At 36.9% G+C, this 16,896-nt stretch carries 14 protein-coding genes; 5 read left to right on the top strand and 9 right to left on the bottom strand.

Annotated features, from left to right (window positions below; all coding sequences use genetic code 11):
• Positions 1-67: 67 nt before the first annotated feature.
• Both HMPREF2937_RS11080 and HMPREF2937_RS11075 read left to right on the top strand, forming a co-directional pair.
• The gene (locus HMPREF2937_RS11080) at positions 68-1,381 is read left to right on the top strand and encodes a Na+/H+ antiporter family protein (protein ID WP_002481847.1); all 1,314 of its coding nucleotides are present in this window, start codon (positions 68-70) and stop codon (positions 1,379-1,381) included.
• Positions 1,382-1,410: 29 nt separating this feature from the next.
• Entirely contained in the window at positions 1,411-1,785 is a 375-nt protein-coding gene (locus tag HMPREF2937_RS11075) for a PaaI family thioesterase (protein WP_002481848.1), read from the top strand.
• 156 nt (positions 1,786-1,941) lie between these two features.
• Here HMPREF2937_RS11075 and HMPREF2937_RS11070 read toward each other — a convergent pair whose 3' ends face one another.
• From HMPREF2937_RS11070 to kapB, 9 genes are all read right to left on the bottom strand, one after another.
• Positions 1,942-3,090, bottom strand: a complete 1,149-nt coding sequence (locus tag HMPREF2937_RS11070) for an NAD(P)-binding domain-containing protein (RefSeq protein ID WP_070864586.1) — start codon at positions 3,088-3,090, stop codon at positions 1,942-1,944.
• 134 nt (positions 3,091-3,224) lie between these two features.
• Positions 3,225-3,596 carry a Na+/H+ antiporter subunit G1 gene (locus tag HMPREF2937_RS11065; protein WP_002481850.1) on the bottom strand — a complete coding sequence of 124 codons (372 nt, stop codon included), beginning with the start codon at positions 3,594-3,596 and terminating at the stop codon, positions 3,225-3,227.
• The gene (locus HMPREF2937_RS11060; protein ID WP_002481851.1) at positions 3,574-3,870 is read right to left on the bottom strand and encodes a Na(+)/H(+) antiporter subunit F1; all 297 of its coding nucleotides are present in this window, start codon (positions 3,868-3,870) and stop codon (positions 3,574-3,576) included. The genes HMPREF2937_RS11065 and HMPREF2937_RS11060 overlap by 23 nt, the downstream gene beginning before the upstream one ends.
• Positions 3,870-4,349 (bottom strand): Na+/H+ antiporter subunit E, encoded by a 480-nt coding sequence (locus HMPREF2937_RS11055; protein WP_002481852.1) that lies wholly within the window; start codon positions 4,347-4,349, stop codon positions 3,870-3,872. Before HMPREF2937_RS11055 ends, HMPREF2937_RS11060 begins: the two co-directional genes overlap by 1 nt.
• Position 4,350: 1 nt before the next feature.
• Entirely contained in the window at positions 4,351-5,847 is a 1,497-nt protein-coding gene (locus tag HMPREF2937_RS11050) for a Na+/H+ antiporter subunit D (protein WP_031262781.1), read from the bottom strand.
• The gene (gene mnhC1 / locus HMPREF2937_RS11045; RefSeq protein WP_002481854.1) at positions 5,834-6,184 is read right to left on the bottom strand and encodes a Na+/H+ antiporter Mnh1 subunit C; all 351 of its coding nucleotides are present in this window, start codon (positions 6,182-6,184) and stop codon (positions 5,834-5,836) included. The genes HMPREF2937_RS11050 and mnhC1 overlap by 14 nt, the downstream gene beginning before the upstream one ends.
• Entirely contained in the window at positions 6,184-6,612 is a 429-nt protein-coding gene (locus tag HMPREF2937_RS11040) for a Na(+)/H(+) antiporter subunit B (RefSeq protein ID WP_002481855.1), read from the bottom strand. Before HMPREF2937_RS11040 ends, mnhC1 begins: the two co-directional genes overlap by 1 nt.
• Complete coding sequence (locus tag HMPREF2937_RS11035; protein ID WP_023016011.1) at positions 6,593-9,010, bottom strand: Na+/H+ antiporter subunit A; 2,418 nt, start codon at positions 9,008-9,010, stop codon at positions 6,593-6,595. The genes HMPREF2937_RS11040 and HMPREF2937_RS11035 overlap by 20 nt, the downstream gene beginning before the upstream one ends.
• Positions 9,011-9,136: 126 nt before the next feature.
• Positions 9,137-9,520 carry a sporulation phosphorelay system protein KapB gene (gene kapB, locus HMPREF2937_RS11030; protein WP_002481857.1) on the bottom strand — a complete coding sequence of 128 codons (384 nt, stop codon included), beginning with the start codon at positions 9,518-9,520 and terminating at the stop codon, positions 9,137-9,139.
• A 72-nt stretch (positions 9,521-9,592) separates the two neighbouring features.
• Between kapB and HMPREF2937_RS11025 the strand changes: the two genes are divergently transcribed.
• The 3 genes from HMPREF2937_RS11025 to HMPREF2937_RS11015 form a co-directional block, all read left to right on the top strand.
• Complete coding sequence (locus tag HMPREF2937_RS11025) at positions 9,593-10,189, top strand: peptidylprolyl isomerase (RefSeq protein ID WP_002481858.1); 597 nt, start codon at positions 9,593-9,595, stop codon at positions 10,187-10,189.
• Between the two features lie 92 nt (positions 10,190-10,281).
• Positions 10,282-10,539, top strand: coding sequence for a DUF1871 family protein (locus tag HMPREF2937_RS11020; protein WP_083326944.1), 258 nt, complete (start codon positions 10,282-10,284; stop codon positions 10,537-10,539).
• A 388-nt stretch (positions 10,540-10,927) separates the two neighbouring features.
• The coding region (locus tag HMPREF2937_RS11015) for a lectin-like domain-containing protein (protein ID WP_142351446.1) at positions 10,928-16,896 on the top strand (5,969 nt) is incomplete at its 3' end.

Here is a 16,896-nt window from a genome sequence, read left to right as displayed (position 1 = left end):
TAAAGTGGACTGTTATTATACTAACATAACACTTTAGTTCGATAATGTAGTAAAGGGGTAACGCAAAATGGTTAACGCAGTAGTAGTCGCAGTTTTATTAATGATTGTTTTATGTTTATTCAGACTGAACGTTGTTTTAAGTCTGTTCGTCAGCGGATTAGTTGGCGGTCTAGTCGCAGGGATGTCAGTAGAAAAAGTCATCCATGTCTTTACGGATAACATCGTAGATGGGGCAGAAGTAGCCTTAAGCTATGCTTTATTAGGAGGCTTCGCGGCATTAATTTCTTATAGTGGTATTACAGATTACTTAGTAGGTAAAATCATCAATTTAATCAAAGCAGAGAATACGAAAGTTTCTCGCTCTACGATTAAAGTTATTTTAATTGTTGCTTTATTATTATTAAGTATGAGTAGTCAGAACTTGATTCCTGTACATATTGCGTTCATCCCAATTGTAATTCCACCGTTATTAAGTTTATTTAATGAATTAAATATTGATAGACGTCAAATTGCCTTAGTTATCAGTTTCGGTTTGTGTTTTCCATATTTATTACTTCCTTATGGATTTGGTCAAATCTATCACCAAATTATTCAAACTGGATTTACTAAAGCACACCACCAAATTGAATTTGACATGATCTGGAAATCATTATTGATTCCATCATTAGGATATATCGTCGGTTTAGCTTTAGGTATGTTCTATTACAGAAAACCACGTGAATATAAAAAAGATAAAGCAATTGAAAATGCGCCAAAGGAATTAAAACCATATGTTTTAGGTGTAACAATTGTAGCGATTTTAGCAACATTCTTAGTTCAAACATTCACTGAGTCAATGATTTTCGGTGCGTTAGCCGGTGTGATGGTCTTCTTCCTTTCTCGTTCATTCAAATGGTTTGAATTGGACAAACAATTTACAGAAGGTATTAAAATCATGGCTTACATTGGTGTCGTTATTTTAACTGCGAATGGTTTCGCAGGGATTATGAATGCGACAGGCGATGTTAAAGGTTTAGTAGAAAGTATCGCCAACATGACTGGAGATAATAAATTAATCGCGATTATTTTAATGTATGTAATTGGTTTAATCGTCACATTAGGTATCGGTTCATCATTCGCGACGATTCCAATTATTGCAGCACTGTTTATTCCACTAGGTGAACAACTTGGTATGAGCACAATGGCATTAATCGCACTCATCGGTACAGCAGGTGCCTTAGGTGACTCAGGTTCACCAGCCAGTGATTCAACTTTAGGACCGACTGCAGGGCTTGATGTAGATGATCAACACGATCACATTAGAGATACATGTATTCCGACTTTCGTATTCTATAACATACCGTTAATGGTCTTCGGTACGATTGCGGCTATGATATTATAGAAGTAATCTAGTCGATAGGAGAGAATAGGATGACGAATTTATTAGAAACATTAGAAATGGAAGTGCTTAAAGTCGAATCAGGTTACGTTAAAATGAAAATGCCTGTCAGTGATAAAGTAAAACAACCTTTCGGCTACCTTCATGGTGGCGCAACCATGGCACTCGGTGAAACAGCTTGTTCTATTGGTGCTGCTCACATGGTAGATACGGATAAGGTCATTCCAGTAGGGCTTGAAATGAATACGAATCATATCCGTTCAGCTACAGACGGCTATGTATATGCGATTGCGGAATTGATTCATGGAGGTCGTTCGACACAAGTTTGGAATATCAACCTTGTAGATGATCAAGACAAATTAATTAGTGTCATGCGTGGAACGATGATGTTGAAACCACGTAAATAGATGATAATATTTAAGCAGTAAAGTTACTTTAAGAAGCGTAACTTTACTGCTTTTTTAGTGTGTAAGGAACTATAAAAACGCGATATGTGATTATAAAGATAAATAGATAGAAAAAGGTTCCCTTTGGTCAAATGACGAGGGAACCTTTTCTTTATATTAAGAAACTTTCTCTTCTTGATTGATAAATGCTTTTGAAATACGGCTTGCAGCTTCTCTGCCTCCCGCAAAACTTCTCGCAAATGGACCTAATTCAATATCAGCGAGTGCGCCTGAAACAAATACACCTGGCAACCATTCTAAACTTTCATTTAAGACTGGATGTTTTGTTTCTGTTAAAGGTGCTTGTGTATTTTCCACAAAGCTTTGAATGACAGGCATTTGCATAATGTTATTTTTGAAGCCTGTCGCAAGCAGTATATGGTCATATTCATAACTTTCATTTTCAGTAATAATCCTATGATTTTTTACTGCTTGAATTTCATTCACATGGATTTGAAGTTGTCCATCTTGTACGTGTTTTTTTAGACGTAAATATAACTCTTTAGGCATAGAACCCTTATGACGTTCTTGCGCAATAATACTTAATCGTTCTTTAGATGAATCGATTTCACGATAGCGTGTCATGTTTTTAGGGCCTAACCAACCTGGATCTGCATCGAAGTCATAGACTTCAATGGGTTTATTCATCCATAAGTGAACCGTTTCAGCTCTTGATTCTTCAATCAATTTTAATGTTAAATGGGCTGCTGAAATACCACTGCCTATGACATGTGAGGCATCTTGATAAGGAACTGTTTCATCATCAAAGATATGTTTCACATCAGGCTGATTGATATACATATCTGGAATATGCGGAATATTGTTACTGCCGATAGCGAGAAGGAGATAATCGCTTGTGACAGTGTCGTGTGCTTTCATATCGACTTGCCATTGACCGTCAACACGGTCTATATTAACAGCCACATCTTTAATATGACGACTGTTTAAATCGAATTCATGAAGCATTTTATGCACATGATCCATAAACATATCGCGTTGTGGACGTTGATATTTACCATAAGTAGCACCTGTATATTGATTTGTTTTCGCAAAATGCTTCAAATGGAAAGGGTCAGGATGAACATGGTGTACATGTGGTGAGCGTAAAAACGGCATACCGATACGGCAAGAGAAATCATCAAATTGTTCGCATAGTGAATCATGAGGATCTATAATTGTTAAGTCTTCAGCTGCTAAACCTGAAGCACGGAGTTTAATCGCAATAGTAACGGCGTGAATGCCACCGCCAATAATTGTCCAAGACATAGCGTCACCTTCTTAAATCGTAATTGTTTCGATTTAATTAATATAGCACATTTCTTTTTGCATCACAAGCTGAAGCCCAAAGAAAAGACGCCGTAATATACTGTTGTCACAGTACTTTACGGCGTCTGGATCCATTAAGATTTGTCAGCTGCTTTTGGCTTATCTTTTTGTAATTCACTCATTTCGTCTAACTTAGTCGAACGTGAGTAAGGTGTTTTAATTTTATAAGATGCTTTGATAATTAAGTGACTGGATAAAGGTCCAGTAATCAAGATGAATAAAATCCCAATAATCAATTGTGGATTCACATAATGATCATGGCCAATAAAGAATAAGAAGACACCTAATAATAAACTCATTGAACCTAAGGTTGCTGCTTTACCAGCAGCATGTGCACGGCCATAAACATCTTTCAAACGTAAAAGACCAATGGCAGAAAGGGCACTGATAATCGCACCGACAATTACAAAGAATAATGACAAACTAATCATTATCGCGTCGATCATGTTCAATCACCTTACCTTCCTGCATGTATTTCGCGAAGACAGCTGTACCTAAGAATGCGATGATTCCGATTAACAGGATTGTTACAATCATGTATTTAGTATCTAAGAAGATACTGAACAGAGCAACAATCGCCATAAATTGAATACCAATCGCATCTAAAGCTACGACTCTGTCGGCAAGAGAAGGGCCGAGAATCACACGTACCAGCATACCGAGTATCGAAAGTGCAACGACAATCAATGCGATTATAATAACGACATTATAGGCAAACATTATGCTTCTCCCACCTCTCTGACAGCTTTTTCTAAGGAAGATTTAATACCTTCAACTTCCTCTTCTTTCGTGCTGAAATCTAAACAATGAATATAGATTTTCTTGTTATCATCACTGACGCCAAGAACGATAGTCCCTGGTGTAAGGGTGATGAGTGTACTTAATACGACAACTTCCCATGGTTCTTTTAAATCTGTATCGTAGACAAAGAATGCAGGTTCGTTATCCATTTTCGGTTTAATGACAATGCGGATTACATCAATATTCGCTTTGATGAGTTCAACTAAGAAGATAATCATCAATTTGATTACGTAATAAAGTGTAACCACATAGAAACGTCCAGGTAGTAACTTACGCATTAAGAATACGAGTAATAAACCGAAGACGTATCCTAATACAAAGTTATTAAGAGTGTAGCTGTCATTAACGAACAGCCAAAATATAGCAAGTAATAGATTCACGAGTACTTGAATTGCCATATTATTTCACCCCCAGTACGCTGTCGATATATGCTTTAGGGTCATAGAATGTGACAGCCGCTTCTTTAACGAATGGATACAACCATTCTGCTGCGAAACTAAAGACCACACATAGCGCAACAGCTAGAATTGCGACACTTAATAGGCCGCGGTAGTGTAAATGCGGATTAAATGTATAACCTTTTGACTCTCCAAAGAATCCTCTGATAAAAATCTTCATCACAGAATATAAAATTAAGAGACTAGATAATAAGACGACAATACCACTGATATAAAATCCTTGTTCAAATGCGGCACGAACGATATACATTTTACCGTAGAAACCGCTGAAAGGTGGAATACCTGCAAGGTTTAAACATGCGATAAAGAATGTCCATCCTAAAACAGGATAATGTTTTATCAATCCACCGAACTTTCTGATATCTGTGGTACCAGTGATTTTAAGCATGACACCGATTAAGAAGAATAATGCTGCTTTAATCAACATGTCATTAACTGTGTAATATAACGCGCCGATGATACCAGCTTCATTCATCATTGCCACACCAACTAGGATGATACCAACCGCAATCATGATGTTATATAAAATGATTTTCTTCGTATCATTAAAGCTGATTGCCCCGATAGAACCGAAGATAATCGTTAATAACGCTAAGATCAGTACTGTGTAGTGCGAGAATGTCAGTGTGTGTGCAAAGAATAAACTTAATGTTCTCGCAATCGCATAAACGCCGACTTTCGTAAGCAAGGCACCAAAGAATGCGATAATCGCAAACGGAGGTGCGTAGTAAGCCCCAGGTAACCATACATACATAGGGAAGGCACCGGCTTTCGTTGCGAATACAAAGAGGAACATCACGAATACAATGCTGACAAGTCCGCTTTGTGTATCAGATAAATGTCCCAATTTCTGACTGATATCTGCCATGTTCAATGTTCCGACTACTGCGTACAAGATACCGACAGCCACTACGAAGAAGGCTGAGGATGCAACGTTCACAAGTAAGTATTTGATCGTTTCTTGTAATTGTATCTTCGTACCGCCAATAACGAGTAGGGAGTATGAAGAAATCAAGAATACTTCGAAGAATACGAACATGTTGAAGATATCACCTGTGATAAATGCACCGATAATACCTGTTTCCATGAACATGACTGCGAAATAGTAATAATATGTTTCACGGTGTAAACCGATTGATTGATATGAGAACAAAATAATCAATATAGTTACAATTAAACTAGTAATTACTAATGTTGCACTGAATAAATCAAGTACAAATACGATACTGTATGGTGCTTTCCAAGAACCTAATTCTAATTTCAAAGGTCCATGGTGCCATACGTTGATAAAGTTCCAAATGGCAAGACCTAATGCGATTAAAGATCCGCCTAAAGCGACATAACGTTTAATGAAAGGACGCTTGCCGATAAATACAAGAATCACTGCAGTAATCATAGGTGTAATCAACATCGCAGCGATTAAGTTATCTAGCATCATCATCTTCTGGCACTCCCTTCATTTGTTCTACGTTGTCAGTTCCAAGTTCCTTATAGCTTCTGAAAGCAAGTACTAAGAAGAACGCTGTAACCGCGAATGAAATAACAATCGCAGTTAAGATTAACGCTTGCGGGATAGGGTCGACATAACTTTTTGTTCCGTATTTAAAGATTGGAACAGAGCCTTCACCTAAGCCGCCCATTGTGATTAAAAACAAGTTTGCAGCATGTGTTTGAACTGCGGTACCAATAATGATTCGAATCAAGCTCTTAGACAAAATGAGATAGATACTGATTGATGTTAAGATACCGCAAACAATAATCATAATTATTTCCATTACTCATTCTCTCCAATCGCTAAAATAATTGTCATTACTGTACCGACAACGGCTAATAATACGCCTAGGTCAAAGAATAATGCTGTATGGATTTCCATAGGTTTTAAGAGTGGAAGCGGTACTTCGAATACTTTGTGTGTAAAGAAGTTTTTGTGATAGAACCAGCTTGCAACAGGTGTCATAACACAAAATGTAAGACCAATCGCAATCAGCTTCTTAAAATCCCATGGGAAAATTTTACGCATTGTTTTCACATCGAAGGCCACCGCAACGAGTACTAATGAACTTGAAACAAGTAAACCTCCAATGAATCCGCCACCGGGTTGGTAATGTCCATTTAGGAATAGTGAAAAGGCGAACATGACAATTAAGAAGAAAATGACTACTGTTGAGTATTGAAAGATAATATCATTTTTCTGTTTGTTCATTTTCATCCACCCTTTCATAACCATTTTTATGTTTAGAACGTAATTTAATTAACGTGTAAACTGCTAGACCAGCGATACCTAATACAGATGATTCGAATAAAGTATCGGTACCACGGAAGTCAACAAGGATAACGTTAACCATGTTGTTACCATGTGCTAAACTATGGACATTTTCTTTGTAGTAAGCCGCAATAGAATCAAAATGTTTATTACCATATGCGATTAAACCAAGGATTGTTACTGCGATACCGACACCAGCCGCGATTACGGCGTTTGTTACTTTAAATGAAGTCGTTTCGTTATAACGGTTCAAGTTTGGTAAATGGTAGAAACATAATAAGAACAATGCGGTTGAAATTGTTTCAACTACGAATTGTGTTAATGCTAAGTCTGGTGCGTTAAAGAAGATATAGAATATCGCCATAGAATAACCCACAGCACTCAGCATGATAATACTGAACAGTCTTGAACGTGCAAAGACTAACATAATTGCAGCTGCTAAAATCATCACAACAATGATAACTTCATATGAACGTACACGACTGACATGACTGAAATCAAATGCAAATGGCAATGCAAGTACAGTAACAGCAGTTAATACGATTAAACTGCCCATAATGACAACAAGTTTATTACGGATAAATCCGCTCATATAAGTATGTGTCACTTGTTTAGAGAATACTGGTAAGTTGTCTGCTGAACGATCATAGAAATGATTTAGTTCGAGACGCTCTGGGATATTCTCTAGAACTTTAACCCACTTATGATAAGTGAAGATTAATAGAATACCGATTGCGTAAATAACTAAAGTTGAGAAGAATGCAGGTGTGAATCCATGGAATAAATGGAATTCTGCATCTGGCAACTTCGCATTACGTATTGCTTGGCTTGCCGGATCAATAATCGGTTTTGCTAATAATGTTGGGAATAAACCGAATACCACTACTAATACTGCTAAGAAAGCAGGAGCAATCCACATTAACACTGATGGTTCGTGTGGTTTATGTGGTAAAGATTCAGGTTTGTATGAACCCCAGAAAATTTGACCGATAAATCTGACTGAATATACAAATGTAAAGATACTACCTAAAATCGCAACAATCGGAATCAAGACACCTAACGTGTTCAAGCTGAAAAGAGGTGCTTGTGTAACATTAATCATTGCTTCAAGGAAGCTCTCTTTTGATAAGAAACCGTTAAATGGCGGCACACCAGCCATACTTAACGCTGAAATGACTGTAATCGTAAATGAAATCGGCATAATTGTCATTAAACCACCGAGTTTACGTACGTCACGTGTTCCGGTTTCGTGATCGATAATACCTGCAACCATGAAGAGTGCACATTTGAATGTGGCATGGTTAATTAAATGAAAGACTGCTGCGATAAACGCAGCTGCATAAAATTGGCTTTGTGAACCTTGGAAGTGGAAGCTGACAGCTCCGATACCAAGCATTGACATGACCATACCGAGTTGTGAAACAGTTGAGAAAGCTAAGATACCTTTCAAATCTGACTGTTTTGTCGCATTTAAAGATGCCCAGAATAATGTGACTAATCCAATTGCAGTGACTGTCCAAATCCAACCTTGTGATAATGCAAAGATTGGTGTAAGTCGTGCAACTAAGTAAATGCCCGCTTTGACCATTGTTGCAGAGTGCAGATAAGCACTGACTGGCGTAGGTGCTTCCATTGCATCTGGTAACCAGATATAAAATGGAAATTGCGCTGATTTTGTCATTGCACCAAAGAGTATTAAAATCATAGCCAAGATAAAGAACGGGCTTGATTGAATCTCAGAGGCATGTGCAATAAGATGGCGAATACTTGTTGAATGTCCTGAAAGTGTCATTAAGATAAAGCCGCCGAGTAAAGATAAGCCACCAAATACTGTAATTAATAATGACTTTTGAGCACCGTAGAGTGAAGCCTCTCTAGTGCGCCAAAATGAAATTAATAAGAAACTAGAAAATGATGTCATTTCCCAGAATAAATACAGCATAAAGACGTTATCTGATAACACGACGCCTAGCATTGCACCCATAAAGAGTAATAAATAACAATAGAAATTACCCAATTGTTCCTTTTTGCTTAAATAGCTAATTGAATAGAAGGTAACTAAAGCACCGATACCTGTAATCAATAAACTGAACAATAAGCTTAATCCATCAACATATAAATTGTAGTTCATACCAATTTGCGGCATCCATGGTAATTCCGCAAAACGTGTTTTACCTGACATCGTTGTCGAAATATAAGTTAAGAAATAAATAAATAAAACGACGGGGACAGGTAATGTGAACCATCCTATATGTATACGCTTAATGAAACGATAAACAATAGGGATAATGAGTGCAAAAATGAACGGCAACAATACCGCTGCATGTAACCAACTCATTATTTGTCCTCCTTTGAATATAAGATAACCTCATTATACATCAATGTGAAGTGTGTAAAAACCTTGTTTTCCGGTAACACGCTTACATTTCGGGGGTCTTTTAAATAAGAAGAAACCCATAATAAATTATTTAAAATTTTGTTTGTACTGAATGCCATAATCATTCTTTAGCGTATTTAAATTGTGTAAAGACATTTTCGCATGTTCAGTATTTTCTTGTTTTAATTGTTCTTCATAATTTGTAATCGCTTGTTGTAAAGAATCTACATAATCTAAAGGTTCAACATTGAATTCACGTAATTTTGATTTAGGTGTGAATCTTTTTTCATAATGACTGAGTGCGCGACGTTCATGGAAGAAGACGCCCTCTGTTGCTGTCGGATCATGTAAATCACCTTGTTTAGGATGTTTGATGACTTGTTCAACTTGAACTAAGACTTCACCGTTGTCTTTCTCTTCTACAATTGAAACACCATAGCTTCCTGTTTTATGTGAAAAACGATATAACATTTTAATACTTCCTTTCTGTGGTATATGTTAATATTGAGATACATCAATCTTAACATGAATGGAGTATTAATTATGGCAAACTATCCTCAATTAAATAAAGAAATCCAAGATAATGAAATTAAAGTCGTAATGCACACAAATAAAGGTGACATGACTTTTAAACTATTTCCTGATTTAGCACCAAAAACTGTTGAAAACTTTGTGACACATGCTAAAAATGGTTATTATAACGGCATTACTTTCCACCGTGTTATCAACGATTTTATGGTACAAGGCGGCGACCCAACAGCAACTGGTATGGGCGGTGAAAGTATTTACGGTGGAGCGTTTGAAGATGAATTCTCTATGGAAGCATTCAACTTATATGGCGCATTATCAATGGCGAACGCTGGACCTAACACAAACGGTTCACAATTCTTCATCGTACAAATGAAAGAAGTACCTGAAAACATGTTGAATCAATTAGCTGATGGCGGTTGGCCAAAACCAATCGTAGAAGCATACGGTGAAAAAGGCGGAACACCTTGGTTAGACCAAAAACACACAGTATTTGGTCAACTTGTTGAAGGTGAAAATACTTTAGAAGATATCGCAAATACTAAAGTAGGTCCTCAAGACAAACCAGTTCATGATGTAGTTATTGAATCAATTGACGTTGAAGAAAAATAAGTAGACAAGCATTTCAAATAGATGATGCAGCTCGATTTGTGGTGACGCAAATCGGGCTTATTTTAAGAAAAGATAAAGGAGGTTAATTCTCAGTGGAAAAGAACGAGGTCAATATTGCGTTATATCAACAACTCGCAGATTGGAATCCGATGAACTTTCAGGATCAAACGATGGGGGATGCTGAAGTGTATGAAATGATGGATTCAGTTCATCAAATTGACGATACACAGGCATTAGCACAAAAGTTCCAGGATATCTTTATGTATTCATTTGAAGAAAAACTTCCTATAGAAGAATGTCAGAAACAAGCTGAAGCGGCATTGTCATTAGAAGGTACATGCGGGTTATAAATAGACAGTAAGCTTAAACTAAAAAACATCATATGTATTAAAAAGTAAGCGAGATTATAGAGTGCTATAAGGTTTAACCCTTAAAGTATACTATAATCTCGCTTTGTTTTATTACGTTTGTGTTACGTTTTTGTAAATTTTACATGTAGAAATTATGTTGATGCTTATAAACTATAATGTTGAAAGTCTTATTGTGCACATTAAAATATGCCGGTAATAGTAGATGCAACCGTAGTTTATATGTATTATGCACCATTATTTTTAAAATAAATAACTGAATATTATAAAATGCCATTAAAACTTCATGGAACCTATTTTATATACAATTGTGTCACTCCGTTTTATAATTATAAAGTAGTTCAAAATTTAATATATCGGAGGACATCAAATGAAGAAGTTGGATTTTTTGCCTAACTTAAGAAATCGCTATTCAATTAGAAGATTTACTGTAGGTACAGCATCTATTCTTATTGGATCACTTTTATTCTTAGGTCACAATGGCGAAGCCAAAGCAGCGGAGAGCACAAACGATAACACAGTTGTAGAGGCATCTAAAGATACAAGTACATCCCAACAAGAACCGGTAGAGAACACAGTGCCACAAGATAAAACAACAGACACTATTCAACAAGCTGGAAACACTCAAACTACATCAAATGTATTGGAGACAGTTAAGACAGACGCATTGTCTAAACTTTCTACATTTACACATTTAACTGAAGACACAGTTAAACAATATACTGCTGAAGTCAAACAAGCTCAAACTGAAGCTGACGTTCAAGCAGTTGTTGACAAAGCACAAAAAGCAGAAGCTGAAGCAGTGAAACAAGCTGAAGCCGAACAAACGAAAACAGTTGATTCTACAAAAGAACAATCAGCAGCTACTACTGAAGTTCCTAAATCAACAACTGAGTCAGTTAAAGCAGAAACTAAAGCTGATACAACATCAGCAACAACTTCTGAAACAAACAATACTTCAGAAGCTAAAACAGTGACTTCAACAGACAAAGCAACACCAATAATAGAATCAACACCACTATCTACCGAACAAAAGGTAGATAAAGTGAAAACTGAACTTGCCTCAGATTATGACAGTTCAAAAGTAGATGCAGCATTAGCTGTTATCGATACTACAGATTTAACAGAGGACCAAATTAAAGCAGAAGTGTTAAAACTTTTACTTGAGCAAGGTTCAGCACAAAAAGACTTATACAGCCCACAAGCGACAAAATTAAGATCAGCAGTAGAAGAACCAACGACAGCAGTACGAACATTTTCAGTTGATACCTCTTTAAAAGATGATGTCGTGGTGACGCCTGAAAACTTTAATCAATACTTCATTACTCACGGGATTGCATACTATGATCAAACAAAAGGTATTGCTACATTAACTCCTGATTTTCCAAGTTTCAGAGGTTCAATTACTTTAGATACAAAAATGAACGTTAATAAAGACTTCCATTTTACCGGAGCAGTTAACTTGGGAGACAAATATGAAGGCCATTCTAGAGATGGGGATCCAGGTGGCGATGGACTTGCCTTTGTTTTCAACCCAGGTGATCCTAACGTCATTGGCGAGTACGGTTCGGGACTAGGAATGGGCGGACTTTCTTATGCATTTGGATTTAAATTAGACACGTATGTTAATAAAAGCTTTGACCCTAAAGGTAAAACTAAACCAGACCCGATTGATTTCTATAATAAAGGAGCATTTGGAGCATTTATATTCGCGGACAAAGCGGGAACAGTAACTACTCAACCAGGTTTACCTGGATGGAAAGCAGCATTGTTAGATGTTCAGCCATCAAATAACCAATTTCAACCATTTACGATTGATTATGATGGTGATACGAAAGAAATGACTATCACATATGCAGGTCAAACCTGGAAACAAAGTATGAAAAAATACTTTAGTTATACACATAAAAATGAGTATTCTTTATCCATTTCTGCTTCAACTGGTGGGGCATATAACCTACAACAAGTAAAACTTGAAAAATTCACATATACTGCAGCTGCTTTATTAGAAGAAGATTTTGTAGATACAGATTTACAAGAATTAATCGATAGACCACTCCGTACCTCAGGTGATGTTGATAAGATTATTACTGTACAAGACCCTAGCACATACTTAGCAGACAAAGGCTATAAATTATTAAGTGAAGATACGTCACATGCGCCTACTTATGATAAAACTAAAAAAACAATTAAATTAACAAATGCGAGTCAATTTCTTGTTTACTATGTTAAAGATATTGAAGCACCAAAAATTGGTGATATAGCAGCGCCAACAGTCGATGTTAATACAGAAATGAAACCGTTAGTTTTAGATATTACAGATAATAGTAAGCATCTTAATACGAAAACAGTGACAGGTTTGCCTGCCGGTGTAACATTTGATGAAGCTACAAATACAATCTCTGGTACACCAACTGCAGTGGGTACGTCTACAATAACTGTAACTGCAACTGACCATGCTGGTTTAAGCACTACTAAAACATTTACGTATACAGTAGTGGATACAAAAGCACCAGATGTTACTTTAGTTGTAGATCAAACAACTGAAGCATATACACCGATGACACCAATTACTGTAAATGCTGAAGATAACTCTAAAGTTGCACCGACATTAGCAGTAACAGGTTTACCAACTGGATTATCATTTGACCCAACAACAAAACAAATTACAGGTAAACCAACAGTCGAAGGTACTTTTAAAGTAACTGTAAGCGCAACAGATGGTTCAACGAATGTTGGTACTTCAACATTTAATATTGTTGTTACGCCTAATACAGCGCTTGAAGCATTAAAAGCAGCAGTCGCAGATGCGAAAACTGTAAATAAAAATGACTACACACCAAATAGTGTTGCAGCATTAGATGCGAAGTTAACTGAGGCAGAAGCATTAATTGCTCATCCTGAAAATGGTTCAACAGATCAATTTAATGCGAAAACCCAAGAGGTTAAACAAGCAAAAAATCAATTAGTGCGTAAAGCAGATAAAACAGACTTAGAAAAAGCTATTGCAGAAGCAAGTAAATATACAAACTTAGATCCAACTAAACCAATGGATCAACAATTAATTACAGCTTTAGCTAATGCGAAAAATACAGATACAGATCAAAATGCGACTCAAAAAGCAGTAGATGACAGTAAAAATAGTTTAAATAACGCTATCCAAGAAAAATTAAGAGCGGATGCATATGAAAAACTACAACAAGCTGTGATGAGAGGTGTACAAGTCGCAAAAACAGATGGTTATACACCTAACAGCTTACAAGCCGTTAAAGATACGATTCAAAAAGTAAATCCATTAGTAACAGCGTCTATGTCTGATGATCCAACAGTACGTAAACAATATACTGTTGAACAAATCGAACAAGCGACAAAAGACATCAATGATAGTATTTCTGGTTTAGTACGCCAAGCAGATAAAACAGAATTACAAAAAGCAATCGATAAAGCAGGCACTTTAGGCACATTAAATCCAGCAGATACTGAAGATAAAGCTGTTCAAGATAAATTAGCAGCAGCAAACACAGTTAAAGCAGATGGCAATGCCACAAAAGCACAAGTTGATCAAGCGACAACTGATTTAAATAAAGCGATTGATCAAAAACTTTATCAAGATGCTTTAGATCGTTTGAATGCGGCAATTAAGGATGCGAAAGGTGTAAACCAAGCAGATTACACACCAGCTTCAGTGACACCATTTGATGCAGCAATTAAATCAGGTGAAGCGAAAGCAGCAGATAAAACAGCTACACCTGAACAATTAGATGCAGCAGCAATAGCAATCACTGATGCAAAAGCACAATTACAACATAATGCAGATAAATCAGCATTAGAAGCGGCAATTAATAAAGCCAAAGCATTAGGTGCATTAAATGAAGCAGACGCTGAAGATAAAGCAGTCAAAGATGCCCTAACAGCAGGTGAAGGTGTTAAAGACAATGCGAACGCAACAACACAACAGGTAGCTGATGCGACAAAAGCTATTAATGATGCAATTGCGGCTAAAGAACATGCAGATGCATTAGATGCTTTAAAAACAAAATTAGCTGAAGTCAAAGCGTTAGATAAAGCACCATTCACGCCTGATAGTGTGAATGCTTTAAATGCACAAGTGACAGCTGGAGATGCAGTAGTTGCAGCTGAAAAATCTAAAACAACAGAAGAAATCAAAGCAGCAACAAAAGCATTAACAGATGCACAAAATGCACTTGTGAAACAAGCAGATAAAACAGAATTAGAAAAAGCTATTGCAAAAGCGGGTACTTTAGGTCAACTTAATGCAGCTGATACTGAAGATAAAGCAGTTCAAGATGCTTTAGCAAAAGCAAACCAAGTCAAAGCAGATGGTAATGCAACTCCACAACAAGTGGCAGAAGCAACAGATACTTTAAATAAAGCAATCGATAAAAAACTTTACCAAGATGCCTTGGATGAATTAAATGCAGCAATTAGAGATGCAGAAGCTGTTACAAAAGCTAATTACACACCTGAAACTGTGACACCATTTGAAAAAGCAGTTACAGATGGTAAAGCCAAAGCAGCAGATTCAAATGCAACACCAGAACAACTTAAAGCAGCGGCACAAGCAATTAAAACTGCGAAAGATGCGTTAAAACAAAAAGCAAATAAAGCAGAGCTTGAAAAATCAATCGCAACGGCTGAAGCATTACAACCGTTAAAAGCAGGAGATCCTGAAGATGACGCAGTTAAAGCAGCTTTAGACAAAGCAAAACAAGTTGATGCGAACCAAAACGCTGACCAAGCAGCTGTAGATGCAGCGAAAGTCGAATTAGACAATGCAATTAAAGCAAAACAAACACAAGATGCAGCAGATGCATTAAAACAAGCAGCACTTGATGAGTTAAAAGCAGAACTTGCAAAAGTCGCTAAAATTGATAAAAACAACTTCACACCTGATAGCGTTGCACCATTAACTGAAAAAGAAACAGCAGGCAATGCGATTGTTGCTAACCCTGAAAATAAAACAGTTGATGAAATTAAAACAGCAACACAAGCGTTGAAAGATGCTGAAAAAGGATTACAAGCTAAATCTGATAAAGCAGCATTACAAGCAGCAATTGATAAAGCAGAAGCATTAACAGGTTTAAATCCCGCAGATGCAGAAGATAAAGCAGTCCAAGATGCTTTAGCAGCAGCTAAAAAAGTGAATGATAATCCAAATGCGTCACAAGCTGAAGTTCAAGCAGCTACAAAAACATTAAATGATGCCGTAGCAGCTAAGGAACATGCAGATGCATTAGATGCTTTAAAGGCAGAACTTGCAAAAGTGGCTGGTCTTAATAAAGATCAATACACACCAAACAGTGTAGCGCCTTTAAATACAAAAGAAGCAGATGGTAAAGCCATTGTTGCAGCACCAGAAGCTAAAACAACTGAAGAAATTAAAGCGGCAACGCAAGCGCTTAAAGAAGCAGAAGCCGGTTTAGTAGATAGAGCGGATAAAACTGCATTACAAACTGCGATTGAAAAAGCAGAAGCCTTACCAAACTTAGATGCAGCGGATAAAGAAGATAAAACAGTTCAAGACGCCTTAGCAGCAGCTAAAACTGTTAAAGAAGATGCTAATGCTACACCTCAAGCGGTTCAAGCAGCTACAAAAGCATTAAACGATGCTGTAGCAGCGAAAGAACGTCAAGACGCTTTAGATGAATTGAATAAAGCAATTAAAGCAGCAGAAGCTGTTAACAAAGATAGCTTTACTCCAGATTCAGTTGCACCATTCACAACAGCCTTAAATGATGGTAAAGCGAAAGCAGCAGATACAAATGCAACACCTGCAGAATTAAAAGCGGCAGCCAAAGCAATTACTGATGCACAAAATCAATTACAACCTGTAGCAGATAAAGCAGCATTACAAGCAGCCATTGCCAAAGCAGAAGCATTAAAAGATTTAAATCCAGCAGATAAAGAAGACAAAGCAGTTCAAGATGCTTTAGCAGCAGCTAAAACTGTAAATGATAATGCCAATGCAACACCTGATCAAGTCGCTCAAGCAACTAAAACATTAACTGATGCTTTAGCAGCAAAAGAGCGTCAAGATGCATTAGATGAATTACAAAAAGCATTAGATGCAGCTAACGCAGTTAAGAAAGATAACTACAAACCAAGCACTGTAGCACCGTTCGAAACAGCCGTTCAAGCTGGTGAAGCAGCGAAAGCTGATACTTCTAAGACTCCACAAGAGTTGAAAGAAGCAGCCAAAGCAATCAAAGACGCGCAAAATGCATTACAAGCTAAAGCAAATAAAGCTGAACTTGAAAAATCAGTCGCGACAGCGGAAGATTTAGGTCAATTGGATGCAAATGACCCAGAAGATAAAGC

The sequence above is a fragment of the Staphylococcus sp. HMSC061G12 genome (genome assembly GCF_001838465.1).
GTDB lineage: Bacteria > Bacillota > Bacilli > Staphylococcales > Staphylococcaceae > Staphylococcus > Staphylococcus simulans.
The sequence above is the reverse complement of the archived record's forward strand: the minus strand, read 5'-3'. Positions and strand labels throughout refer to the sequence as shown.